The organism is Pseudoxanthomonas suwonensis (assembly GCF_000972865.1).
Lineage (GTDB): Bacteria > Pseudomonadota > Gammaproteobacteria > Xanthomonadales > Xanthomonadaceae > Pseudoxanthomonas > Pseudoxanthomonas suwonensis_B.
Genome location: NZ_CP011144.1, coordinates 2,610,727 through 2,635,183 on the forward strand (window position 1 = coordinate 2,610,727; position 24,457 = coordinate 2,635,183).

Genomic DNA, 24,457 nt, shown 5'->3' on the forward strand with positions numbered 1-24,457 from the left:
GGATGCCATGCTGCTGATGATCGACAACTACGACAGCTTCACCTTCAACCTCGTCCAGTACCTGCAGACGCTGGGCGCGGAGGTGCAGGTGGTGCGCAACGATGCGCTGACGGTGGAGCAGGTCCGGGCGCTGGCGCCGGAGCGGATCGTCATCTCGCCCGGTCCGTGCACGCCGAACGAGGCAGGCGTATCGCTGGAGGTGATCCGCGAGCTGGGTCCGCACACGCCGGTGCTGGGGGTGTGCCTGGGCCACCAGAGCATCGGCCAGGCCTACGGCGGCAGGGTGGTGCGCGCCGGCAACATCATGCACGGCAAGACCTCGCGGATCCGCCACGAGGGTCGCGGCGTGTTCGCCGGCCTGCCCGATGGCTACGAGGCGACCCGCTACCACTCGCTGGTGGTCGAGCGCGGCTCGCTGCCGGACGGGCTGGAGATCACCGCCTGGACCGAGAACGCGGACGGTTCGTTCGAGGAGATCATGGGCCTGCGCCACCGCGAGCATCCGGTCGAGGGCGTGCAGTTCCACCCGGAGTCGATCCTGACCGAGCACGGACACGCGCTGCTGAAGAATTTCCTCGAGCGCTGAACGGGTTCCGGATGGTTCCTGTAGGAGCCGACTTCAGTCGGCGACCCGGGCGTCGGAACCACGAGGCCGTCGCCTGTGCCAACGGCGTCGTGTCGCCGGCTGAACCCGGCTCCTGCAAGGAGCGCCGAGCCACGTCGGCGCGCCGTCTTGCCGTGGATACAGCCGGCCGTCAGCGGTACACCACGTGCCGCAGCAGGAAGAAGTTGACCACCGCCAGTCCGCCCTCGACGACCGGCTTGGCCAGCCAGGCCCATGCCAGGCCCAGGTGCACCTCCACCGTGGCCACCAGCACCGTGCTGACCGCGGTCATCACCAGCCACAGCAGCCAGAAGCGGACGAAGCGGCGCCAGCCCAGTCGGCCGCCCTGGCCGTCGGCGAAGGTGTAGCGGCCGTTGAGCCAGAAGCCGAGCAGGGCCGCGCTGGTGCGGCTGGCCAGGTTGGCCGGCGTGGCGGACATGCCCAGCGCGGTGAGACCCACGAATAGCGCCCAGTCCAGCAGCAGCTGGAGCACGCCGAATGCGATGTAGTGGCTGCCCTGGCGGAGGAGTGGCATCTGGCAGGTCGCTGGCGGACGTGGGTACGGCCCCCATTGTAGGAGCCGGGTTCAGCCGGCGACACGGGCGTCGGAACCATGGGGGAGTCGCCTGTGCCGACGGCATCGTGTCGCCGGCTGAACCCGGCTCCTACAAGAGGCCACGGGGCCCGGCGTAGAATCGGCGTGTTTTCCAGGATCGGGCCGTCCATGACCCAGGCATTGCACGTGGTGATCCTCGCCGCCGGCGAGGGCAAGCGGATGAAATCGGCGCTGCCGAAGGTACTGCAGCCGATCGGCGGCCGGCCGATGCTGGCGCACGTGATCGACACCGCGCGAACGCTGGTACCGGCCGGCATCCACGTGGTCTACGGCCACGGCGGCGAGGCGGTGCGCGCGGCCTTCGCCGGGCAGGAGGACCTGCGCTGGGTCGAGCAGGCGCAGCAGCTCGGCACCGGCCATGCGGTGCAGCAGGCGATGCCCGCCATCCCAGAGACGGTCGACGTGCTGGTGCTGTACGGCGACGTGCCGCTGACCTCGCCCGCCACGCTGCGCCAGCTCGTCGACGCGCCGGGCCTGCTGCGCGTGCTGGTGTCCGAGCCGGAGGACCCGGCCGGCTACGGCCGGATCGTGCGCGACTCGCAGGGTCGCGTGGCGGCGATCGTCGAGCACCGCGACGCCGACGAGGAACAGCGGCACATCCGCACCGTCAACACCGGCATCATCGCCGCCGAATCCGATTCGCTGAAGCGCTGGCTGGCGCGCCTGTCCAGCGACAACAGCCAGGGCGAGTACTACCTGACCGACGTCTTCGCCATGGCCGCGGCCGAGTACAACCCGGCCGAGATGGTGGCGGTGGATGATCCGCTGGAGGCCGAGGGCGCCAACGATCCGTGGCAGCTGGCCCAGCTCGAGCGCGCCTTCCAGCTGCGCTGCGCGCATGCGCTGTGCGTGCAGGGCGCGCGCCTGCTCGATCCGTCGCGCTTCGACCAGCGCGGCAGCGTGCGCGTGGGCCGCGACGTGGAGATCGACGCCAACGTGGTGCTGGAGGGCGAGGTGGAACTGGGCGACGGCGTGCGCATCGGCCCGTTCACGCGGCTGAAGGACGTGCGCCTGGGCGCCGGCACCGAGGTGCGGGCGCACTGCGACCTGGACGGCGTGGTCGCCGAGGGCGCGGTGCAGATCGGTCCGTATGCGCGCCTGCGCCCGGGCACGGTGCTGGCCGACGGCGTGCACATCGGCAACTTCGTCGAGACCAAGAAGGCGGTGCTTGGCGTGGGCAGCAAGGCCAACCACCTGACCTATCTGGGCGATGCGCAGGTGGGCGCGGGAGTCAACGTCGGCGCCGGCACCATCACCTGCAACTACGACGGGGTGAACAAGTCGACCACCACGATCGGCGATGGCGCCTTCATCGGCTCCAACTCCTCGCTGGTGGCGCCGGTGGAGATCGGCGCCAACGCCACCATCGGCGCCGGTTCGGTCATCACCCGCAACGCGCCGGCCGACACGCTCACCGTGTCGCGGGTGCGCCAGGCCACGGTCGAAGGCTGGAAGCGGCCGCAGAAGAAGCCCAAGGCCTGACCGCGGCCGGGTTCCTGTAGGAGCCGACTTCAGTCGGCGACACAGGCGTCGGAATCATGAGGGCGTCGCCTGTGCCGACGGCATCGCGTCGCAGGCAAGCCCGGCTCCTACAACAGCTACGGCGTGGCTGCTTTTCTGTAGGAGCTGACTTCAGTCGGCGACACGGGCGTCAGGACTCATGAGGGTGTCGCCTGTGCCGACGTGGCGTCGGGTCGCCGGCTGAACCCGGCTCCTACAAACAGCAAACCGCGAGGGGCGTTCACCTTCTGCGGCTCGGCGCTCTTCTGTAGGAGCTGACTTCAGTCGGCGACACGGGCGTCGGAACCACGAGGGCGTCGCCTGTGCCGATGTCGTCGTGTCGCCGGCTGAACCCGGCTCCTACAAGAAACATGGATCGCGTCGTGATCATCCGTCCGAAGGAGCGCTTCGTCCGGGCCGCGGATCGTTCCCGTCAGCCACCGGCCTCCGGCAGCATCACCGCCACGCACAGGCCGCCGTCGGTGCGGTTCTGCAGCGACAGCCGGCCGCCGTGCGCCTCGATGATCTCGCGGGTCAATGCCAGGCCCAGGCCGGTACCATGACGCTTGGTCGAATAGAACGGCAGCAGCGCGTTCTGCAGCACCGCCTCGTTCATGCCGGGGCCGCGATCCAGCACTTCCAGCCGGGTCCAGCCGGGCAGGCGCAGCAGGCGCACGCGCACCTCGTCGCTGGGCGGAGTGGCGTCGGCGCCGGCCTCGTGCGCGTTCTTGACCAGGTTCAGCAGCGCCTGCTCCATCTGCGCCGGGTCCACCCGTGCACGCAGGTCCTGGGTCGCGCCTTCCAGCTCGAAGCCGATCTGGCGCTGCAACCGGCCGAGGAACTCGGCCCATGCCACGGTCTGCAGCTGCGGCTGCGGCAGCTTGGCGAAGCGCGCATAGCCGCGGATGAAGCCCTCCAGGTGGCGGGCGCGGTCCTCGATGGTGGAGAACACTTCGCCCAGCCGCTCGTGGCGCCCGCGCCGGACCAGTTCGGCGCCGGAGTGCGCCAGCGAGGCGATCGGCGCCAGCGAGTTGTTGAGCTCGTGGCTGATCACCCGGATCACCTTCTTCCAGGTCTGCACTTCCTGCCGGCGCAGTTCGGGAGTGAGCAGGCGGATCAGCAGCAGTTCGTGGCGGCGCCCATTGAGGCTGAAGTGGCGCCGCGACAGGTGGTAGACGTCCTCGTCGTCGCCCTCGTCGGGCACGGCGAACAGGCTGTCGCCACCCCGCGCCACCGCCTCGCGCAGCTCCACCGGCAAAGCCTCCAGCAGCTCGCCCATGCGCTGGCCTTCCAGCTTGCGGCCGTCGTTGAGCAGCTTGCGCGCGGCCAGGTTGGCGTACACCACGCGGCGGATCGCGTCGCCGCCCTCGGCCGACAGCAGCATCGCCACCGGCGTGTTCTGGACCATGGTGTCGAGCAGCAGCTCGCGCTGGACCAGGTCCTGGCGCTGCTCGCGCAGCACCTCGCCCAGTTCGGCATGGGCGCGGACCAGCTCGCCCAGCTCGTCGTCGCTGCGCCAGTGCACGCCGAAGTTGAACTCGCCGTCGCGGTAGGTGTTGACGCTGCCGGCCAGGGCGCGGAACAGCGCGCGCAGCGGCGCCAGCGCGCGGCGCAGGCTCCACCACATCAGCGCCAGCAGGATCGCCGCCGAGGCGACGGCCAGCACCCAGCCGCGGTCGATCCAGTAGGCGAAGCTCCACGGCAGCGCCGCGGCCAGCGCCAGCACCGGCAGCAGGCGCAGGAACAGGCGCAGGGTGAGGGTGCGGCGGATCATCCTGGACGGCTCACGCGGGCGTGCGCATGGGAAAGGGCGATCATGCGGGCTTGAGGCCGTGGCGCTCCATGCGCCGGTAAAGCGCCTGCCGGCTCATGCCCAGTTCGGCCGCGGCCTGGGCGATCACGCCGCCGGCGCGTTCCAGCGCCGCTTCGATCTGCTCGCGCCCGGGCTCCTGCGCCGGGCCGCCGCGCGCGGCCGGCGCCCGCGGCAGGCCCAGGTCGGCGACTTCGATCCGCGGACCGGTGGCCAGCAGCTGCGCGCGCTGGACCACGTTGCGCAGCTCGCGCACGTTGCCCGGCCACGGGTGCCGCTGCAGGGCGGTGGCGGCCGGCGCGGACAACGGCTTGCCGCCGTCGCCGAAGCGCTCGGCCAGCGGCAGGATGTCGCCGGGGCGCTCGGCCAGCGGCGGCATCGCCAGCTCGATGGTGTTGAGCCGGTAGTACAGGTCTTCGCGGAACGTGCCGTCGCGGATCATCGCCGGCAGTTCGGCGTTGGTCGCACTGACCACCCGCACCTTGACCTGGCGCTCGCGGTTGGAACCCAGCCGGGCGAAGCGGCCGGTCTCCAGCACCCGCAGCAGCTTCATCTGCCCGGCCGGGGGCAGGTTGCCGATCTCGTCCAGGAACAGGGTGCCGCCGTCGGCGGCCTCGAACTTGCCCTCGCGCGCCTTGTTGGCGCCGGTGTAGGCGCCGGCCTCGGCGCCGAACAACTCGGCCTCGATCAGCTCGGCCGGCAGCGCGCCGCAGTTCACGGTGACGAACGGACCCTCCTTGACCGTGGAGTTGGCCTGGATGATCTCGGCGATCTTCTCCTTGCCGCTGCCGTTGGGGCCGGTGATCAGCACCGGCAGGTCCGAGCGGGCGACCTGGCAGGCCAGCGCGACCACGCGCTCGCTGGCCGGGTCGGCGAATACCGCGCCGCGCAGGTCGTAGCGCCGGGCCAAGTCGTCGCGGCGGCGGCGTTCGCCGTCGCGGCGCTGGTCCAGCTCGCGCCGCGCATCGGCCAGTTCCAGCAGGTTGTTGACCGTGGCCAGCAGCTTGGCGTCCTGCCAGGGCTTGGCCACGTAGTCGGCGGCACCGGCCTTGATCAGCTCCACCGCGCTTTCCAGGTGGGTCCAGGCGGTCAACAGCACCACCGGCAGGTCCGGGTGGCGCTCGCGGATCGCGGCAAACAGCGCGCGGCCCTCGTCGCCGGAAGTGGTGTCGGCGGTGAAGTTCATATCCTGGATCACCAGGTCCACGGCTTCGCCGTCGAGCAGCGCCAGCCCCGCCGCGGGCGAGGCCGCGTGCAGGGTGGCGATGTCGTGCAGCGAGAACAGCACTTCCAGCGCGGTGGCGACGGCGGGGTTGTCGTCGATGACCAGGATCGTGGACATGGATGAGCGGTGGCGGACGGGAAGGGGATCGTAAAGGCTATTGGCCCGCGGCGCTGCGGTGGCCGTAGCTGAGCACGCGGGTGATGCGCCACTGCCCGTCGTCGAGCCGCCAGACCATGGTGAAGTCTGCCAGGCCCTCGCAGGTGCCGGTCGCAGCCTGGCAAAAGCGGTGTCCGCCCTGCGCGATCGCGCCGAAGCCGGGCACCGGGTAGACCCGCAGGCTGCCGGGTACCACCTCGCGGGTGAAGTTTCCGCAGGCGTAGCGGCGGGTGTTCTCGAGCATCGCCTCGCGTGACCAGGTCACGCCCCCGGTGTCGTGGTAGAACTCGACGGCCGGATCGAAATAGCCTGCGTGCCGGTCCAGTTCCGCCGGATCGGCGCATCGGTTGAAGGCGTCGAACACGTCGTGGTCGAGCCGGGCGATGGTGGCGCGGAGGCCGGCGTTGGCGTCCTCCGCGGTTTCGTCCGCCGACGATGGCGCCGCTGCCAGTGCCAGCGTGGCCAGCAGCAGGCCGATCGGGATCCGGTGCGTCATGCGGTGCGTCTCCTCCAGTGGTCGGTCGGCTTCAGACACTGCGGGTGGCTACCGCCGGCGGGATCGAGGCCGCGCGCCTGGCCGGGGCGAACACCGCCAGCTGGCCCAGGCCCCACAGCAGCACCGCGCCGGCCGGCAGGTACAGCAGCGGCAGCCGCGCCATCTCGTACTTGCCCATCAGCAGCTGGTTGATCGCGAAAGCGAGCAGCATGCCCAGCGCGATGCCGATGGAAGCCAGCAGGAAGTTCTCGGTCTGGAAGTAGCGCAGGATCTGGCCGCGGGTGGCGCCCAGCGCGCGGCGCACGCCGATCTGCTTGGTCCGCTGCTGCACCCAGAAGCTGGCCAGGCCGATGATGCCCAGCGCGGTGATCAGCAGCAGCGCCACGCAGACGATGCCCAGCAGCCAGGCCATGGCGCGCGGCGCCTGGTAGTACTCGTGGCGCAGCTGCTCGAAGGTCTTGGTGTTCTCCTCCAGGATGATCCGGTCGGCGCCGTTGGCCTGCAGCGTGGCCTTGGCCGCCTCCAGCACCTCGGCGCGGCGCTCCGGATCGGTGCGGATCACGTAGTTGCCGCCCAGGTTGTAGTGCGGGCGCAGCGGGAACACCATCGAGTACTCGCGTGCGGTCGGGCCGCCCATCTGGCTGGGCCGGACCAGGTGCTCGACCACGCCGATGACGCGGGTCGGCTGCTCGCTCCAGCTGTAGAACGTCTTGCCGACCGCATCCTCGCCCGGGAACAGCTTCTCGGCCATGGAACGGGTGATGATCGCGGACGGGATGAGCGGCGAGACTCCGGGCAGGTCGAAATTCTCGAATTCGACGAATTCGTCCGGGGTGAAGTCGCGGCCGGCCACCAGCTTCAGGCCCAGGGTCTCGATGAACTGGTCCTCGGCCATGTACGTGGTCGCGCTCAGGGTGGACTGCTGCTGTTCCCGGTTCAGGCGCACGCCGCTGTTCCACGAGGAATTGACGAACGGAACCTGGTTGAGGATGGTCGCGTCCTTCACCCCGGGCAGCGCACGCAGCGAAGCCAGGTCGGTGCGGGTGCGCGCAGACTGGTCGGCATCGCTGCCGATGCTGGTGATCTGCACGCGGACCAGCTCGTTCTCGGCCAGGCCGCTGACCTCGCGGATCTGGTCGAGGCGGTCGCTGATCATGAACAGGGCGTTGCAGATGATCGCGCAGGTCAGCGCGATCTCGGCCACGATCAACGAGGCGGCGGTCTTGTGCCGCATCAGGGTGGAAAGGATCGGTCGGATGTCCATGGAACGTCTCCGTAGGTTTGTTTGTTCTGCTCCTCCCCGTTCGCGAAGCGAAGGGGGAGGAGCAGATCACTGACTCTTGAGCTGGATCGCCGGCGTCACCTGCATCGCCCGCCAGGCCGGCAGCAGGCCCGCCAGCACGCTGGCGACGATGGCCACGACGAAGGTCAGCAGCAGCATGCCCAGGTCCAGGTGGGCCAGTTCGGCGTAGCTGGCCGGCTGCTGGCGCACCGCCCACAGTCCCAGCAGCGACAGGCCCAGGCCGAGGATGCCGCCGGCCACGCCGATCGCACCGGCTTCGACCAGGCACTGGGTGAAGATCGCCCCGCGCGAGGCGCCCAGGGCACGGCGCACGCCGATCTCGCTGCCGCGGCGCAGGAACTTGGCCAGCAGCAGGCCCACCGTGTTGACCAGGCACACCAGCAGGAAGCCGAAGCCCAGCCACAGCTGCATCACCACGTCGTTGGGCACCACCCGGTTGAAATCCAGCCACTCCATCACGTTGCGCAGGCGCACGTTGGTCGGGCGCTTGTAGCGGCCGGCGGTGCGCTGCTGGTCGGAGTAGTTGACCAGGTAGTCGCGGTAGGCGGCCGCCTTCTCCGGCGAGTCCAGTTCCACCCAGTACTGGATCCACACGCAGGGCGCGTTGACGCCGGTGGAGTCACCATCGCTGTCGCCCCAGCAGCTCATGCTGCCGTTGCGGCCCATCTGCAGGTCGCGCGAGGTGCTGAAAGGCAGGAACACGTCCTCCAGCTCGCCATAGCGGTCGCTGTTCATGTCGTAGAAGCGCGGCGTCGGCCGCCATTCGTCGACCACGCCGACCACGGTGAAGTCGGTCTGGTCGATGCGAAGCTGCTTGCCGACGCTGTTGCCGCCACCGAAGACGCGCTCGTTCAGGGCCCTGGAGATCACCGCCACGCGGGCGTGCGCCTCGTCTTCCCTCGCACTCCAGCCGCCGCCATGGAGCAACGGGACATCGAACATCTGGAAGAAGTCGGCCGTGGTGTAGCGCGCGTCGGACACGAACGGGGCCAGGCCCTCGCGCCCGGGCGTGACCGAGATGCCGCCGCCGGTCATCATCGCCTGGCGGGTGCCGCGCTTCTCACGCAGCAGGGCCTCGGCGTCGTAGCGGGTGACCTGTTCGGCCGGTTCCTCGCCCGGGGTGTAGCCCTGCATGTCCTCCGGGTCCAGCTGCACGTAGAACAGCCGGTCGCTCTTGCCCGGAATCGGGTCGCCGGACAGCACGTGGAACACGGTCAGCGTGGTCATGCACGCGCCGATGCCCAAGGCGATGGCGACCACCATCAAGGCGGTCAAGGCCTTGTCGCGGCGGAAGCTGCGCAGGGCCAGGTTGCAGTAGTAGGCGAACATGGGCGCCTCCTCAGGCGGTGGCGTCGGACGCGGCGGCGTCGTTGCGTGCCAGCCGGGCCAGGTTCGGCTCGACCGACAGGTCGGTGGCCACGCCATCGACGATGTGCACGTTGCGCTGCGCGCGCGCGGCCAGTTCCGGGTCGTGGGTGACCATGACGATGGTGGTGCCGGCGGCGTTGATCTGCTCGAGCAGTTCCATCACCCCGCGTGCCATCTGCGAGTCGAGGTTGCCGGTCGGTTCGTCGGCCAGCAGCAGCTTCGGTTCGCCGGCCAGAGCGCGGGCGATCGCCACGCGCTGCTGCTGGCCGCCGGACAGTTCGGCCGGGTAATGCTTCATCCGCGAGGACAGGCCGACCTGGGTCAGCGCCTTCTCGATCCGCGCCTTGCGGTCGGCGGCGGACAGGCCGCGGTAGCGCAGTGGCACGTCGACGTTGTCGAACAGGTTCAGGTCCGGGATCAGGTTGAAGCCCTGGAAGATGAAGCCGATCTTGTGGTTGCGCAGGCGGCTGCGCGCGTCGTCGGACAGGCCGCGCACGTTGTCGCCGTCGAGCAGGTAATCGCCCTCGGTGAAGGTCTCCAGCAGGCCGGCGATGTTGAGGAAGGTGGTCTTGCCCGAGCCGGACGGGCCGGTGACCGCGACGAATTCGCCCTCGCGCACGTGCAGGTCGAGCGAGCGCAGCGCGTGGGTTTCGACCATCGCGGTCCGGTAGATCTTGGAGACCTGGCGCATTTCCAGCATGGCGGGATTCCTTTCTTGTCTTGGGTGCGGGTGGGGCGGTAGAGGGAAGAGTGAGGTTGGGAAAGCCTGGACAACCCGGTTTTTCTGCTTGTCATTCCCGCGAAGGCGGGAACCCAGTGACTTTGCTTCCAGTGAATTGCAAGTCACTGGGTCCCCGCCTACGCGGGGACGACGGCTAGTTGTGGATGACGGAAGCTGTTCGGATCTCCCTAGTTGATCGCGACGCGCTCGGCGTCGCCGAACTGGTCGGTGCCGGAGACGACGATGCGGTCGCCTTCCTTCAGGCCGGAGACGATCTCCACGTGGCCCAGGCTGCTGGCGCCGGCCTGGATCGGGCGGCGGTTGGCGCTGCGGCCGTCCACCACCCAGGCCCAGCGGCCGCCGTCCTGCTCGACGAACGGGCCGCGCTCGACCATCAGCACGTTCTCGCGGGTATCGAGCACGATCCGCGCCGACAGGCGCTGGTTCTGGCGCAGGCCCGGCGGCTGCTGGCCCTCCTCGAAGCGCAGGCGCGCGGTGACCTCGCCGTTGACCACTTCCGGCGACACCGCCGAGACCTTGGCCGGGTAGCGGGTGCCCTGGCTGGTCACCTGTGCCGGCACGCCGATGGCGAGGTCGCGGGCGAAGCTTTCCGGCACGCGGATCTCGACCTCGAACTCGCTCAGGTCGACCACGCCGAGGATCGGGGCATTGATCGCCACGTTGGTGCCCTGGGCGATCTGCACCTGGCCGACCTGGCCGTCGAACGGGGCGCGCAGGGTCAACGCACCGACCTGGCGCTGCAGTTCGGCCACCACCGCCTGCTGGCGGTCGGCGAGCAGGCGCTTGTTGCGCGCGTCCAGGGCTGCGCCCTGGCCCTGCAGGCCGGCGTCGCTGCGCGCGGTCTGCAGGCCGATCTGCGCCTTTTTCAGCTCGTCCTGGGCGCGGGCCAGTTCGTTGTTGGAGACCGCGCCGCCGGCGTGGGCGCGTTCGTAGCGTTCCAGGTCGCGCTGCGCGGCGGTGTGCTCGATCTGGGCCTGGTCCAGCGCCTTGCGTGCGTTGAGGGTGGCGATCCGCGCGTCCAGCTGCGCGCGGCTGGCCTCGGCTTCCATGCTGGCCAGGGTCGATTCCTCCTGCACCAGCTTGCTGCGCAACTCGGGGCTGTCGATCACCGCCAGCTCCTGGTCCTTCTCGACCGCGTCGCCGGCCACCACCTTCAGCGCCACCGTGCCGCCGGCGATCGCGTACAGGGTCGGGCTGTTGGCGGTGATCACCCGGCCGTCGGCGGAGATGTCGCGGACCAGGTCGCCGCGCTTGACCTCGGCGATGCGGATCCGCGACGCGTCGTAGGAGCGCGAGCCGGCGCCCCAGCCCGCGACCACCCAGGCCAGCAGCGCCAGCACCGCCGCCGCGGCCACAGCCGGCCACAGCCAGCGGCGCCAGGCCGGGCGGTGCGCGGAAGCGGAGAGCGGGCGGTCCTGGGCGGAGGTGTCGGGGATCATCGGGGCCACGGGCAAGGGAGGTCGAGTTGGACAACGCATGCCGCATGCCAACTGCAAGGCATTGAATTTTCGATGGAATTTAGTGCGACTGGAGTGTCCGTAGCGTCCGCCGGACACTTGCGGACACCTGGGCGGGTCGTGGACAGATGCCGGACATCCGTGCCCGGAAACGGGACATGTGCGGGTCAGCGTTATGCCAGGCTCCGCTACAATTGCGCGCTTTCCTCAAGCATTTCGGGTGGCGGCATGTGCGGCATCGTCGGCGCGATCGCGGATCGCGATGTGGTCCCGGTCCTGGTCGAGGGCCTCAAGCGCCTGGAATACCGCGGCTATGACTCCTCCGGGATCGCCGTGGCCGATGTCACCAGCGTGCGCCGGGTGCGCCGCACCGGGCGCGTGGCCGAAATGGAGCAGGCCGCGGCGGCCGAGGGCTTCGGCGGCGTGCTCGGCATCGGCCATACCCGCTGGGCCACGCACGGCGGGGTGACCGAGGCCAATGCGCATCCGCACATCAGCCACGGCGACCTGGCCCTGGTCCACAACGGCATCATCGAGAACCACGAGCAGCAGCGCGAGCGCCTGACTGCGCTGGGCTACGTGTTCGAGTCGCAGACCGACACCGAGGTCATCGCCCACCTGATCCACCACCACATGGCGCAGGGCCGGGACCTGCTCGCCGCGCTGCAGGCGGCGGCGAAGGAACTGACCGGCGCCTACGCGCTGGCCGTGCTCAGCCGCTCCGAGCCGGACCGGCTGGTCTGCGCGCGGATGGGCTGCCCGCTGCTGGTCGGCCTGGGCGAGGGCGAGAACTTCGTCGCCTCGGACGTGTCGGCGATTGTTTCGGCCACGCGCCGGGTGATCTTCCTGGAGGAGGGCGACACCGCCGAGCTGACCCGCGCCGGGGTGCGCGTGTTCGACCTGGACGACCGCGAAGTCGCGCGCGAGGTACACGTGTCCGACGTGTCGCTGGCCTCGCTGGAACTGGGTCCGTACCGGCACTTCATGCAGAAGGAGATCCACGAGCAGCCGCGCGCCATCGCCGACACCGTCGAGGCGGCGATCGACGCCGGCGGCTTCGAGCCGACCCTGTTCGGCGCCAAGGCCGAGAGCGTGCTGCGCGAGGTCACCGGCGTGCAGATCCTGGCCTGCGGCACCAGCTACTACGCCGGCCTGACCGCGCGCTACTGGATCGAGGCCATCGCCGGCTTGCCGTGTGCGGTGGAGATCGCCAGCGAGTACCGCTACCGGGAGGCATACGCGGACCCGAACCACCTGATCGTCACCATCTCCCAGTCCGGCGAAACCCTGGACACGATGGAGGCGCTCAAGTACGCCAAGTCGCTGGGCCACCGCCATACCCTGTCGATCTGCAACGTGCCCGAGAGCGCGATCCCGCGCGCCAGCGGGCTGGTCTGCTACACCCGCGCCGGCGCCGAGATCGGCGTGGCCTCGACCAAGGCCTTCACCACCCAGCTGGCCGCGCTGTTCCAGCTGACCGTGGTGCTGGGCAAGCTGCACGGCAAGGTCACGCCGGAACAAGAAGCGGATTACCTCGAGCAGCTGCGCCACCTGCCCGGCAGCGTGCAGCACGCGCTCAACCTGGAACCGCAGATCCAGGTCTGGGCCGAGCGCTTCGCCGGCAAGCACAACGCGCTGTTCCTCGGCCGCGGCCTGCACTACCCGATCGCGCTGGAAGGCGCGCTCAAGCTCAAGGAGATCTCCTACATCCACGCCGAGGCCTACCCGGCCGGCGAGCTCAAGCACGGGCCGCTGGCGCTGGTGGACGTGGACATGCCGGTGGTGGTGATCGCACCCAACGACCGCCTGCTGGAGAAGGTGAAGTCGAACATGCAGGAAGTGCGCGCCCGCGGCGGCGAACTGTTCGTGTTCGCCGACCAGGACAGCCACTTCAGCGAGTCCGAGGGCGTGCACGTGATCCGCACGCCGCGCCACGCCGGCGTGCTCAGTCCGGTGATCCATACCATCCCGGTGCAGCTGCTGGCCTACCACACCGCCCTGGCCCGCGGCACCGACGTGGACAAGCCGCGCAACCTGGCCAAGTCGGTGACGGTGGAGTAGCGGTTGCCGCGGGCCTGGCCGGCGTGGTAAGACCTAATTAAGTCTCGAATGGGGGAATTATCGGGGGCTGGACTGAGCATCCCGCGGTAATTTTGAGTCCAAAAGTCTGCGGTCGGATCTGCGGAATTCCTCTTCGTGGCGGCTCGGGCATCAACCCTGCGCAAAACTGCGATCCCGGCCCTGTCTCGCGTTTTGCGACGACGCTGAGTAAACTGTTAGACCCGTCTGGCGGCCGTGCCACGGGCCTGCTTGGTCCTTATAAATCAAGCGGTTACTCAAACTGTCTCGTGGGGAGCCTGGCTTTGGAGCGAAAAGCGACCTTCGTCGACTTGTTCGCCGGCTGTGGGGGGCTCTCCCTCGGGTTGATGGCGGCCGGCTGGCAAGGCCTATTTGGCGTTGAGTGCCACCGAGACGCATTTAAGACCCTCTCGCACAACCTCCTGAGCTCGAAGTCCGGCCACGACACCTATAGCTGGCCTGAGTGGCTCGAGCAGAAACCATGGATGGTCAGCGATCTGATCTCCAAGCACGAGAAGGATCTCCTCCGTCTCCGGGGGAGCGTGGATGCCGTGGTTGGTGGTCCACCGTGCCAAGGCTTTTCGACAGCGGGCAAGCGGCGGAAGACCGACGCGAGAAATCAGCTGTATCTCGAGTACTTGAAGTTCGTCGAAATCCTCCAGCCGCGGATTGTCCTCTTGGAAAACGTCAAGGGGATCACGATCGGTTTTCCTTCGGGTAGAGGCAAGAGCAAGCCTACGTCCGACCAGATACTCGCTGGTCTCACGAGTCTTGGATATGTCGCGTTCCCGAGAAATCTGTGCTCTTCGGATTTCGGCGTCGCTCAGCGCCGCAATAGATTCTTCTTGGTTGGCGTACGCGCCGAGTGCCTTCGCGGTGATCCATACGAATTACTAGAAGAAGTGCGCGCGGACTTCTTGGCTGCGCGAGGACTCCGCGTCGGCGTGGAAGTTGGTGTTGCGGATGTCCTTTCCGACCTGGAGATCGAAAGCAACGTGCTGGTTCCTTCTGTAGACACGAAGGGTTTCCAACAGGTCGCATACAAGGGGCCAAAAACCAACTATCAGCGCCTGTTGAACGGCGGATGCACCGCTCCCGACGGGCTAAGAATTCCGCGTCATGGAAAGCCTGTCGTCGCTAGGAACCGCCGGCTATTGCGCACCGTTAGGCGGGGAGTTTCGCTCAATGAAACTGATCGCGCGAAGTTCGGAATGAAGAAGGCACATCTGGTAGTGTTGGATCCGAAGCGTCCAGCTCCAACGTTGACGACGCTGCCCGACGACCTCATTCATTACTCTGAACCCCGCGTCCTCACGGTGAGGGAAAGTGCCCGACTGCAGTCTTTCCCGGACTGGTATTCGTTCCAGGGGCCCTACACGACGGGTGGAAACAGGCGACGCAACGCATGCCCGAAGTACACTCAAGTCGGAAACGCTGTGTCGCCCTGGGTAGCAGAATGCCTTGGAAAAATGCTAGCCGCCTATCTTGCTACGCCTGCTACAAATGAGTCACATCGAGCAGAAAAGGCTAAAGGCGCTTCGCAGGCGGCTCAGGGCGTGGTTTCAGCGTCGAGGTCGCGCGCTTCCTTGGCGTGAGGCATCTGCAACCTCTTACGAAAGAATCGTCTCTGAAGTTCTCCTTCAGCGAACGCGTGCCGAAACGGTCGCAACGATTTTCCCATCCTTCATCGAGACGTTCCCGGATTGGCAATCCCTCGCTAATGCTAGCGAGGCCGATCTCGAAGCATTCCTGAGGCCCATTGGCCTTTGGAGGCGTCGCGCAAAGTCGCTGCTGGCATTTGCTCAGCACCTGAAGGCAAACGACTTTGTGTTCCCGAAATCGAAGGAAGAGTTGCTTAAATGGCCCGCCGTTGGTCCATACGTCGCGGCCGCTATCGCCATGTTCGAGCACGGGCAGAGCGCAGCGCTCATCGACGATGGAGTAGCGCGGCTTCTCGATAGAGCGTACAGGTGCCGGACCCGCGCCGATCTAAGGACCGACGCGGCCCTGAGAGAGCTTGCGACGTCGATTACGAACACAAGGGATTCGCGCACCCTGAACTGGGCAGTGCTAGACGTAGTTTCCGCGCATTGCCGGCCAAGGAATCCGATCTGCGGTGGCTGCCCATTGGCCGTCCACTGCATTTACCTGGCCGACGTGCGCGCAAGTACTACGAAATAGGCCAGAACGTCGCCAAATCGGCGACTCACTATACTGTCGCTCTTGGTCCGGCGATCGCCTGGGCGTATGCTTGATGTGTCACTCCGCCCGCCTCCTGCTTGCCAGATGGCGTCGCTACCCTGGCAACGGAGAACGGAATGCGGGTAAACGAGCACGTCACGAAATTGATGGGTTGGCATCCCAGCGCGGATGCCGGGGTAAGGATTCCATTCACCAACGGCGTCCGCCCGCTGGAAGAGCGAATTGCAACTCCTCTGATCGGCCGACTCCAGAAGCACGCGGAGGCACTCGCTTCCGGGCAAAGTGTTCCTCGAATCATCCTGCTCGTTGGCGGCAGCGGCAACGGCAAGACGGATGCAGTCGAAGCGTACATCGAGGCGCTGGACACGGCGTGTAACGCGCTAGGAAAGCTGCTCCAGCGCGTATCGAAGGAGTTTTTCGGCGAAGAATCCCTCCCTGCTTGGATGGTCAAGTTCGATGCCAAAGACGTCGATGCCGCGAATCCGGCGCTCGCCCGAATTGGGGAGTTCTCGATCCTGCAAGACGCCTCGGCAAGTCGCGAGCCGTCAGGGGATGCAGCGGCCCGCCTAGCAGACGTACTTGAAAACGCGGTCTCGTCCGACGGCGGCTCGCTCATGCTGGCATGCATCAATCGGGGGCTGTTGAACAGGGTGCTTAGACGGGCAGTTTCCGATGCCGAGAAAGAGCACGTTGTTTCGCTCACCAAGCACGTAGCACTCGCGTGTTCTGAAGTCGCTCCGACCGGTCGGCCTCCCGCCTGCTGGCCGCTGGCTCTACCGCCGGGGCACCCGCTAGCCAACAAGGTAGCCGTGTGGCCTTTGGACATCGAAACGCTGCTGAGAAGCGACGATGGTTCGCCCACGGTTCTCGATCAGGTACTCGACGTAGCTACGGAGGAATCGAAGTGGGAAGCGTGCGAGGGCTGCGCCGTCTCCAACCTTTGCCCGTTCCGCGCAAATGCCGCCAAGCTCAGAAATGCAGATGCTAGGAAGGCCCTAACCAGGCTCCTGAGAGACTTCGAGATTGCGTCGGGCGCTCGCTGGACGTTTCGACAGATCTTCGGCTTGGCCGCTGAGCTCTTGGTCGGGCACCCTTCGAACTTCGCCGACGAGCACCCATGCAAATGGGCCGCGGCGCATGCCGCCCACGTCGAGGCATCACCTGGACCGCCTTCCGATGCCTCCTTGCTCGCGCTTACCGGGCGGCTTTACTGGTTCGTGCTCTTTCCCCACTCCGACGCCGAGAGAGAGACCGCTAGAGCGATTGCCACCACTGGACGTGCCTCGCGCTCCTCGCCACTAGCGGAGGAGGTCTTGGCCCTGCTCGAGCTCTTCGGGGGCGCGAAGCCGCCTACGGCGACCCATCTCGAACAACGACTCGCACAAGAGCTTGCACCTCGCTTTGACCCTGCTGAGCGCGAGGCGGCATGGCTAGGCGGCACGAGAGACCCCCATCTCGAGGCAATCTTCGAGGCCTGCGACGTAAGCGTAGGCACCGGGAGCGGGGTAGCCCGCGAAGCGGGACAGGATTCGCCGCTCGTTGAGCTTTTGATGGGTCGACTGTCCGCGTGCGAGCAGAGCATTGATGTAATGCAACGTTCTTCGACCCTGCCGCGAGATGCGCTCGCCTACCTGCGATCGGTCGCTGCTGCAGTCCTCGCCAGATGCGTAGGAACACTTCGAGCGAGCTATCCACTGCGCAAGGCTCTTGCCGAATACGAGGACAGTGCCCAGAGCGAATCAGGCCTCCGCAAGCTCTCATCGAGAGAGTTCCCCAGGCTTGTTGCTCCCCCCGAAGGAAAGTTGCGCTTCGGCTTGTTAGAAACCCTGGAGAACCTACCGGTGTCCCCGTCTCGATCTTTCAACCTCGTATCAACGAAAGAACTCGAAACGCAACCGGGTCCTATCCTGACGGGATTATCGCGCCCTCGAACGGAACTGCCATACATCAGGTTGGACGTCAGGAACGTGCCACTCACCTTCGACTTCTTCCTCGCGTTGCGCGAGCGTGCAAACAAGCGGGAAGCTAGCAGTGAGCCCGCCTCCGTTCGGGCTGCAATAGGCCAACTCAGGGTCTTGATCGCCGGCGAGGCCGGAAGATCAACGGCTGACTTTGCCGCTTATAAGCACTGGTACGAAGTTGGCGCAGCACACGAGATCCACGTCGATGATGAGGGGAAGCCAACACTGCTCCCGAAGGAAGAGGCATGACCGTCAAATCGTTCATTGCCAGTGGCGCCCGGTCGCGGCACCAAGCCTACTCCGACGAGAGCGCGTTGATCCCGGCCGCTCCCGAATACACCGCGGGCGACATCTTGAGCGGATCGCTTTATCGCGTCCTTGTGCTCGGTATGCACGACAAGGACATCGATCTCGCAAAACTAAAACTCCTTCCATCCAAGTTCGGACTGGACGAGGTTCCTTGGACGCACATTCTCCACTCCGCTCTCAAGGCGCCGCCGAAAGCCCGAAGCGAGCAGGACGATGTAATGCCCGTTGTTCCCCGGCTTGCCGCTCACGGCGCAGTTATCGGCGCACCGAGAAACCGATGGCTCCCAGGCAAGCTGGCAGTGGCAGCATTGAGGGCAGAGGCGGCCGAGAGCGACATCCTTGACCCACTCGCCGCTGCCTTGAGCGTTGGGCCAGAGGATGATCTCGCGGCCATCTTCCTAGAGACTGAAATCAAGGCGGTTGACGGACTGGTGGCTGGAACGTCAGACGTGGTGACAAACCCGCCTCCTTCATTCTGGCGCAGGAGCGTTTCCGAGCCGGCGACTCCCGGCGAGAGGCTCGCCCGGGATATTCGGGCCCTGATGCGTGTGAAGCACGTCCTTCCTCGCTACCAGTGGTACGTGCTCTTGCAGTCTGTTTTGAGGCTTGGCGTTTCTTGCTATCAACTTTGGCTATGCATGCTGCATGAGCAACTTTGGTCAGCACTTTGCGAGATTGTTGATCGCAATGACGAGGTGCCAACGGCGTCCGATATTGAACAGAGTTGGTGTAGTCGTCACGCCGGTGAATTCCCTCTGCTCGAGCTCGGTGAGAACGCGACGGCTGCAGTCAGGGCCCAGATTTCTCGTTATGCCGTTGCCCGTGTCGGCATCAACCTAGTCTTGAACGCGCTTGAAGACTGCGGTGAAGGTGTTCAATGGACACGCGGAATCGGCACGGGCGAGAACGGGCAAGCCCCCGCCGAAGCCCTCGAGCAGCTGATGCGTAGGGTGAGAGAACACCGTGACGGCATCGCTGCCGCATTGGAAGCTAATGGACTTCGCGGTGGACTGGAGCGCGCAGCTCAAGCGTTGGCCGATCGAGATGCAGATTTTGTTTCTGCAGAAGAAGGAGCCACCAAGAACCTGAGAGAATTCTTGCGACATACCATGGGACAAGCCAGCCGCAAGCGCGGAGATTTCGAGGCCTTCGACCAAGGCTTCTTCACCCGTCCAAAGAACAATTTTCCAGGCGCCGACCAGGTTGTTTACCCCGGTTCAACAACTCTGGTAGCGCTAGCCGTTTGCACTGCGCTCGGCGGCGAGGACCTGCCGGCCTCGATGCAGGATCTTTCCTTGCACCTTCGCGAGTACGGGATCTACGCTCCCCTTGGAACCTTGACTGGGGGACATATCGGTCGAGATCTCGAGGAACTTGGCCTGACGGTTGACACCCCCGACGCTGGCGGCGGCCGACTCCTAATCAACCCCTTCGCCAGGACCGCCGGAGGCTCAATCGCATGAATGAGATCAGTGCGGTTTTCCAGGCCTTTCTCGAGAATCAGCTGAAGCCGCGCCTGGCCTCCGCTGGCGCCAACGGCCGAGTCCAGCCCGTGCTCGTAGCCTCGTCGCAGGTGCTGCTGGATCGACTCTGGAGATCACTGACTGGTGACGGGAACCATAACTGGGTGATCCCACTTGGTGATGGCAGCACTAGAGAAGTTGCCGTCATCCTCATAGAAGAAACCCCGGGTGCTGGAAATGCCGAGGTCATGAGCGCGCGCGCGACGTGGGACTACGCAGTAGCCGTGCGGAACTCTAACGCTCCTTGCCTCATCCTCGCGTCAGCGCGAGCTTGGGACTCAAGCCAGGAGAGTATCGTCCAGGCGTCTGAGCAGCTCTGGCTCGAGTCGCCGTCGTCGTCCCGGGTACCCTCTGCAGATTTCTGGGCCGAGTGGGAGCGAGTGGTTGAGGCAGAAGACCACTCCGGCGCGGTTTCGACTTCTCAAGGCATATCAAAGCAGCTCCTCGAAGGCGCGATTGATTCAATCCAATCAGGGTTGAAGGGTCGCGACGAGGACAGGCTCTGGGAAATTGCCGACGCAATGTTGAATGCCAGATCGCGGACCGAGCTGGTCGCGATGTCCGGATTCATCGATTTCATGCCCGGCACGAAGGTGACCGAGGTAGCGAAGACAATCGGTAAGCTCGCCGCCGCAGCCCGAGAAAAGGGCCTTGCGAGCACGCAAGCGTTATTGGCCGGAGCGGCCACCGACCCTGTCCTCCAGACCGCTATCGCGGGGCTATTCACCCAAATCGGCGAACGAGCTGGAACCGGTGCAGCCTTCGAAGCCGACTGGAACTCCGCGCTAGCTGATTCGGATCGCCGACCTTGGCGAGACGTTATTGACCACGCGAGGCTCCGGGATCTACTCCTAGCCGCAGGGATAGACAAGCCTAGCGGAAAGCTCCAACTCGTCCTGCAGCAAGAGCCCTTGAATCAGGCTGCGAAGAAGCCGAAAGCTTGGATTGTTCGTGGCCAGCCGACTTTTCTCGTCACGGGGTGGGAGGGCGAGGTCGATGTCGTTCGCCTAGAACAGGGGAAGCGGGCAAGAATAGAAAAGCTAGCGGACGGTTCATTTGTCGACTCTGTCCCGCTCCTAGCTACTCGAACCACGCGTTACCAAGCAGAAGCTGGCCGCTTGCAATCCGACCAGGTACACGTCGTCGACATCGAGGTCTTTTCTCCTGGTGCCATTGTTTGGGGTGGAGCGAGCGCGACCTTCCAACTGCCGAAGCGTGAGGAGGATCGCTGGGTGCAGAGGATGACGTTGCCTAGATCCGGTCTATTCGCGCCCTCGATTTTTGTCGCGAGCGACACGACACAGGTCACGGTCGAGGGCTGGGACGGCCAAGATCAGGAGATTGAGCCTGTCGGTGGTCGCGTCGACCTCGGTGCCGCGCGGGTGGAACAAGGGCTGTCCGTTCGCCTTCGCGTCTCACGTCCAGCCGGTCAGGTAACCCTCGATCTCGAGTTCGAAGTTGAAGCGATCGCCGCTGGAACTGAGCCAGGGGCCGTCGAGGCGCTCCTGAAGCAACACTTCGCGGCCAAGCCAGAAACACCCATTGCGGTCGCAGCAGTTAGTGCGGCTCGGGAAGCGGAACAAGCAATATTGAGCCACGCTGATAGCTGGCGAGGACGCTTCGGAGGATGGCATACCGGGTTTCCGACGACTTGGGAATGGAAGGCAGAGGGCGTTGGACTCGGCGATCTTGAGGTCCCACCGGCACAAGTCGCGAGCGCGCTCGATGGAGTCATGCCACCTGGCGAGTTGCTCGCCGCGCGAGAGGCCGTTCGCCAATGGCTCGTTTCCCGGCGCGCGGCGCTCCCCGAGATACGCGTGGACACCGAGGAGTTTCGCCCGCTAGCCGAGGCGTACCTGTCGTCGTTTATTGCATGGGCGAGCGTCGATCCAATGCATTCGGCCTGGTTCGATGCGCTCGTTATCTTCGCCCCAGAGGCATCGTCACTCGGTAGTAGATCCGTTGCCTCGCAGCGACCAGCGGCGGTCCTCTATTCGCCGATGCATCCGGTTCGCGTAGCAGCCATTGTCGGCGCGCAGGAACTGTTGTCGGGTTCGCTTCACCTCCCGTGCCCCCTCGCCGGCGAGCTATCCGTTTTCACTCAGCCGTCTTCGTCGGCAATCCCCCTAGGTATCGATCCGGTTACGGATACCCAAGACTGGCTTGGCCTTCACCGGGCGACTTCGGACCAGCCGTGGTGGCACGTGATGTGGGCCGCTGGCCTTGGAGTTGAAGCGAGAGCACTTGTTGCAGGACAGCTAGCTGCTCTCGGAATTCGCGTTAGCCTCGAAGTGCCGGGAATGGACACGTCCCAAGTTGCTAGGGCACTCGATGACATCGCGTTCCTTTCGCCGAGCCGTACGTCTTTGAGAGTGGCATTGGCAGGATCAAGCCAAACGCGAGCGTCAGCGGGAGCGGTGCTGGATTGGGTCGAGTCCCGTTTCGTCGACGAGAAGGACCGGGGAGGATCGCGCTTACTTAACCCGAGATCCATTGACGTCCTAGACCTGGGGAATCTAGCTCCGGCAGTGGATGGCCAACGAATATCGGATGTGGCTGATCGCTCGGCGGGTGCGGTTGCGTGGTACCGCGGGCAGCCGACCTCGGCTGCGGCTGACTTGTTGATAGTCGAAGGCCTTGGCCAGGAGAGAAGCGATAAGGCGGTCGGCAGCACGCGATCGGCAGTTTCTCCAGGCACCCTGTTTCGAATTGATCCCGCTAGGGAAGGCGCAAGCCGCGTGCTGGTAGAGCCACGCCGAACTGACCGCGTGCTCTCATTGGACGTGTTGGCTCGCGGCCTTGAAGAGGCATGCGTTCACTTCGAAACGCTTGCCGGAGATCGCGCCGGTGCTGATCACGTCGAGCGCCGTCCGCCCGGTGTGTCGGAACTGCTCGGACTAGCGAAGTACGTTGCGCTGGGGTCCGGCGAGGTCGATCCGTCGCTCCTGGCCTCAACAATCCACGACAAGGGTGCTCTCGTTTGGGACTACGAGCTGCCCGTGCCTGCGGAGCCATTGAAGTCAACCGAAGGCTACTACTTGCTTGCGACCGCAACTGAGGCCCAGAAGCGACGAGTTGATGAGGCGCTGCGATTGGTGGTCGAAGCCGCCGAGGCGGACCCGGCCGAGGTTCTCGCTGAAATATCCTCGCGCGGAATTCCCCTTTTGCGCAGGTTTGCGGCGGGTGGAAGCACTACGCGCGGCGAGCTGGGCCTCTTTCTAGCCGTCCGCTTGCTCCAAGGTAGAACGGGATCGCCTTCAGGCGCGGCGATTCCATCTTTCGAGTCTGGCGCCATCAATCTGCTCGTCTCCGTGGATTCTTACTCGCACTACTTGCGGTTGTTGCGTCACTCCCTCTCGGGCCTTGGGTACGCAATTTCGGAACGCATGCCCGACCTGCTACTCGTTTCATATCGACCGGGGGAAAGCCCGGCACTCAAGCTCACGCCGATCGAGGTCAAATTCCGCGGGTCTTCCATAGAGCAAGCGCACTTGTTGAAAGGCCACCTCGATCAAGCAGCATCCTTGGGAACATTGCTCAAGGCTGTCTTCGAGGACTTGGCAGGAAAGTCCAGGCTCTGGGACCAGGCGTCCCGCGCCTGGCTAGGCTCGATGCTGAATCATGCGTTCCGTGTCTACAGTTTCCGAGGGCTCACAGCAGCTTCCCAGTCGGAGTGGTCCGGTGCGCATTCGGATTGCATCAGGGCGTTATTGGAGGAGCGCGCTGCCATTTCCATCGAAAGCAAAGGGCGGCTGCTGGTGTTCGATGCTTCCACGCAATCGCTCGCCGAAGACGCTGATGGCGACTACGCCGCGGACACGGTTCGAGTCGGCCACTTCGACTCTAGGCGTCTGGTGCTGGATGAGAAGTGGAGGAAGGACCTAGCAAACGCGGTGGCCGAGGTATTTGGTTTCCCGCCCCGCCCAGACTCGGTAGAAGAGGGGGTGCCAGGGCCTGCTAGTGGCAGCGGCGGGTCCGCGGGTGAACCCGTGCCAGAAGTGGACCAAGGGGCTCACCCTGCTGACAGCGGTGCGGCGAAAGCCACGCCCACGGAGCCCGAAAAAGCCACTAGCGTTCAACCTTCAACATCAAGCCCGTATCAAGACGCGAGGGTTGCGGTGGCGCGCACCTTCGACGGCTTCATCGGCAACTCGAATGCTATCGATCGCGTGTCGCGGGATCTGGTGGTAGCAATTACATCGACTCCGCGAGCACTTTCGAAGTCCTTCCTGTTCTCCGGACCGCCGAGCTCAGGCAAGACCGAGCTCTGCAGGAGAATCGCGAGGGCAATAGGCCTTCCGTTCGTATCCCTCGATGGCACCGCCCTCAAGAGTCGTGAGAAGCTCTTCGATCTCGTCGACGCTTCTTTGAAGGAAGCCGGAACACAGTCGCGACCTGGGCCCACGGTTAGCGGCCTGCCGGTTGTCGAATACCCGCCGTTTGTCGTGTTCGTCGATGAAGTGCATCTCGTTTCGCGGCCCGTACAAGAGAGTTTCCTGACTGCGCTCGAGTCAAAAGATCGGCGAGTCCACTTGGGAAATCGATACGCCCAACTTACGAATGCCACCTTCCTGTTCGCGACGACGCGCCCATCGAACGTGGATCCGGCGCTGCGTTCGCGATGCGAAATGATCGTGTTGACGCCCTACACGACTGCCGAGGTCGCGGCGATGATTGGCCTGGCGTTCCCAGGTTGGCCTGCAGCCGTTACTGAGCGGGTTGCAACTCTTGGAAGAAGGGTTCCAAGAATTGCACTTCGGTTGGCGGAGGACCTGAGCAACGAGGCAAAAATCAACCAAGTTCAGGGGAATGCCGAAGCAGACCTGCTGCCCCACCTGGAGACGATCAGGAAAGAGAGGCAGCTCGACTTGGACGGTTTTGGGCCGACAGAGTACGAGTACATGCGTGCGCTTCAGGCGGCAAATGGTCGTCCGCTCGGGCTCGAGTCAATTGCAGCACACTTGAGAAGCGTTCCCGTCGAAACTATTGAGTCGGAAATCGAGCCCTTCCTACTGCAAGAACACGCCATCGAGTTCACCGGACGCGGTAGGCAGCTTACGAAGGCAGGTCACGACCGACTTTCAAGGCGACGCACGTGACGCTCGC

The 24,457-nt window shown here is 65.4% G+C and carries 16 protein-coding genes; 8 read left to right on the forward strand and 8 right to left on the reverse strand.

Features of this window, described 5'->3' with window-relative positions:
- The first annotated feature begins 7 nt into the window (after positions 1–7).
- The gene (locus WQ53_RS10875) at positions 8–586 is read left to right on the forward strand and encodes an anthranilate synthase component II (protein ID WP_052632290.1); all 579 of its coding nucleotides are present in this window, start codon (positions 8–10) and stop codon (positions 584–586) included.
- 169 nt (positions 587–755) lie between these two features.
- Here the strand turns inward: WQ53_RS10875 and WQ53_RS10880 are convergent, their stop codons facing one another.
- Entirely contained in the window at positions 756–1,139 is a 384-nt protein-coding gene (locus tag WQ53_RS10880; RefSeq protein WP_052632293.1) for a GtrA family protein, read from the reverse strand.
- Between the two features lie 189 nt (positions 1,140–1,328).
- Between WQ53_RS10880 and glmU the strand changes: the two genes are divergently transcribed.
- Positions 1,329–2,702 carry a bifunctional UDP-N-acetylglucosamine diphosphorylase/glucosamine-1-phosphate N-acetyltransferase GlmU gene (gene glmU / locus WQ53_RS10885; protein WP_052632296.1) on the forward strand — a complete coding sequence of 458 codons (1,374 nt, stop codon included), beginning with the start codon at positions 1,329–1,331 and terminating at the stop codon, positions 2,700–2,702.
- A 451-nt stretch (positions 2,703–3,153) separates the two neighbouring features.
- Here the strand turns inward: glmU and WQ53_RS10890 are convergent, their stop codons facing one another.
- The 7 genes from WQ53_RS10890 to WQ53_RS10920 all read right to left on the reverse strand — a co-directional run bounded on the left by WQ53_RS10890 (position 3,154) and on the right by WQ53_RS10920 (position 11,259).
- On the reverse strand, positions 3,154–4,494 hold the full coding sequence (locus WQ53_RS10890; RefSeq protein ID WP_052632299.1) for a sensor histidine kinase: 1,341 nt from the start codon (positions 4,492–4,494) through the stop codon (positions 3,154–3,156).
- Positions 4,495–4,534: 40 nt separating this feature from the next.
- Positions 4,535–5,872, reverse strand: a complete 1,338-nt coding sequence (locus tag WQ53_RS10895; RefSeq protein WP_052632302.1) for a sigma-54-dependent transcriptional regulator — start codon at positions 5,870–5,872, stop codon at positions 4,535–4,537.
- A gap of 37 nt (positions 5,873–5,909) precedes the next feature.
- Entirely contained in the window at positions 5,910–6,407 is a 498-nt protein-coding gene (locus WQ53_RS10900; RefSeq protein WP_052632305.1) for a nuclear transport factor 2 family protein, read from the reverse strand.
- Positions 6,408–6,438: 31 nt separating this feature from the next.
- Positions 6,439–7,671 carry an ABC transporter permease gene (locus WQ53_RS10905; RefSeq protein WP_052632308.1) on the reverse strand — a complete coding sequence of 411 codons (1,233 nt, stop codon included), beginning with the start codon at positions 7,669–7,671 and terminating at the stop codon, positions 6,439–6,441.
- A gap of 66 nt (positions 7,672–7,737) precedes the next feature.
- Positions 7,738–9,039, reverse strand: a complete 1,302-nt coding sequence (locus tag WQ53_RS10910) for an ABC transporter permease (RefSeq protein WP_052632310.1) — start codon at positions 9,037–9,039, stop codon at positions 7,738–7,740.
- 10 nt (positions 9,040–9,049) lie between these two features.
- The gene (locus WQ53_RS10915) at positions 9,050–9,778 is read right to left on the reverse strand and encodes an ABC transporter ATP-binding protein (RefSeq protein WP_052632311.1); all 729 of its coding nucleotides are present in this window, start codon (positions 9,776–9,778) and stop codon (positions 9,050–9,052) included.
- A gap of 209 nt (positions 9,779–9,987) precedes the next feature.
- Entirely contained in the window at positions 9,988–11,259 is a 1,272-nt protein-coding gene (locus WQ53_RS10920; RefSeq protein WP_052632313.1) for an efflux RND transporter periplasmic adaptor subunit, read from the reverse strand.
- A 246-nt stretch (positions 11,260–11,505) separates the two neighbouring features.
- On the opposite strand from WQ53_RS10920, the gene glmS reads away from it, so the two are divergent.
- From glmS to WQ53_RS16410, 6 genes are all read left to right on the forward strand, one after another.
- Entirely contained in the window at positions 11,506–13,338 is a 1,833-nt protein-coding gene (gene glmS, locus WQ53_RS10925; protein WP_052632315.1) for a glutamine--fructose-6-phosphate transaminase (isomerizing), read from the forward strand.
- 365 nt (positions 13,339–13,703) lie between these two features.
- Complete coding sequence (locus tag WQ53_RS16400) at positions 13,704–14,951, forward strand: DNA cytosine methyltransferase (RefSeq protein WP_236685955.1); 1,248 nt, start codon at positions 13,704–13,706, stop codon at positions 14,949–14,951.
- A complete protein-coding gene (locus WQ53_RS17430; protein ID WP_082112986.1) occupies positions 14,860–15,537 on the forward strand; it encodes a hypothetical protein in 678 nt (225 codons plus the stop codon). The genes WQ53_RS16400 and WQ53_RS17430 overlap by 92 nt, the downstream gene beginning before the upstream one ends.
- Positions 15,538–15,674: 137 nt before the next feature.
- Positions 15,675–17,768 (forward strand): hypothetical protein, encoded by a 2,094-nt coding sequence (locus WQ53_RS16830; protein ID WP_144409309.1) that lies wholly within the window; start codon positions 15,675–15,677, stop codon positions 17,766–17,768.
- Positions 17,765–19,291: a hypothetical protein gene (locus tag WQ53_RS16835; RefSeq protein WP_144409310.1), complete on the forward strand. Its 1,527-nt coding sequence runs from the start codon at positions 17,765–17,767 to the stop codon at positions 19,289–19,291. The genes WQ53_RS16830 and WQ53_RS16835 overlap by 4 nt, the downstream gene beginning before the upstream one ends.
- On the forward strand, positions 19,288–24,450 hold the full coding sequence (locus WQ53_RS16410) for an AAA family ATPase (protein ID WP_082112987.1): 5,163 nt from the start codon (positions 19,288–19,290) through the stop codon (positions 24,448–24,450). The genes WQ53_RS16835 and WQ53_RS16410 overlap by 4 nt, the downstream gene beginning before the upstream one ends.
- Positions 24,451–24,457: the final 7 nt, after the last annotated feature.

Bases quoted from the DNA above. Each gene is read 5' to 3' on its own strand.
- WQ53_RS10875 (WP_052632290.1), top strand. From the start codon at position 8: ATGCTGCTGATGATCGACAACTACGACAGCTTCACCTTCAACCTCGTC.
- WQ53_RS10880 (WP_052632293.1), bottom strand. From the start codon at position 1,139: ATGCCACTCCTCCGCCAGGGCAGCCACTACATCGCATTCGGCGTGCTC.
- glmU (WP_052632296.1), top strand. From the start codon at position 1,329: ATGACCCAGGCATTGCACGTGGTGATCCTCGCCGCCGGCGAGGGCAAG.
- WQ53_RS10890 (WP_052632299.1), bottom strand. From the start codon at position 4,494: ATGATCCGCCGCACCCTCACCCTGCGCCTGTTCCTGCGCCTGCTGCCG.
- WQ53_RS10895 (WP_052632302.1), bottom strand. From the start codon at position 5,872: ATGTCCACGATCCTGGTCATCGACGACAACCCCGCCGTCGCCACCGCG.
- WQ53_RS10900 (WP_052632305.1), bottom strand. From the start codon at position 6,407: ATGACGCACCGGATCCCGATCGGCCTGCTGCTGGCCACGCTGGCACTG.
- WQ53_RS10905 (WP_052632308.1), bottom strand. From the start codon at position 7,671: ATGGACATCCGACCGATCCTTTCCACCCTGATGCGGCACAAGACCGCC.
- WQ53_RS10910 (WP_052632310.1), bottom strand. From the start codon at position 9,039: ATGTTCGCCTACTACTGCAACCTGGCCCTGCGCAGCTTCCGCCGCGAC.
- WQ53_RS10915 (WP_052632311.1), bottom strand. From the start codon at position 9,778: ATGCTGGAAATGCGCCAGGTCTCCAAGATCTACCGGACCGCGATGGTC.
- WQ53_RS10920 (WP_052632313.1), bottom strand. From the start codon at position 11,259: ATGATCCCCGACACCTCCGCCCAGGACCGCCCGCTCTCCGCTTCCGCG.
- glmS (WP_052632315.1), top strand. From the start codon at position 11,506: ATGTGCGGCATCGTCGGCGCGATCGCGGATCGCGATGTGGTCCCGGTC.
- WQ53_RS16400 (WP_236685955.1), top strand. From the start codon at position 13,704: ATGGCGGCCGGCTGGCAAGGCCTATTTGGCGTTGAGTGCCACCGAGAC.
- WQ53_RS17430 (WP_082112986.1), top strand. From the start codon at position 14,860: ATGAGTCACATCGAGCAGAAAAGGCTAAAGGCGCTTCGCAGGCGGCTC.
- WQ53_RS16830 (WP_144409309.1), top strand. From the start codon at position 15,675: ATGCGGGTAAACGAGCACGTCACGAAATTGATGGGTTGGCATCCCAGC.
- WQ53_RS16835 (WP_144409310.1), top strand. From the start codon at position 17,765: ATGACCGTCAAATCGTTCATTGCCAGTGGCGCCCGGTCGCGGCACCAA.
- WQ53_RS16410 (WP_082112987.1), top strand. From the start codon at position 19,288: ATGAATGAGATCAGTGCGGTTTTCCAGGCCTTTCTCGAGAATCAGCTG.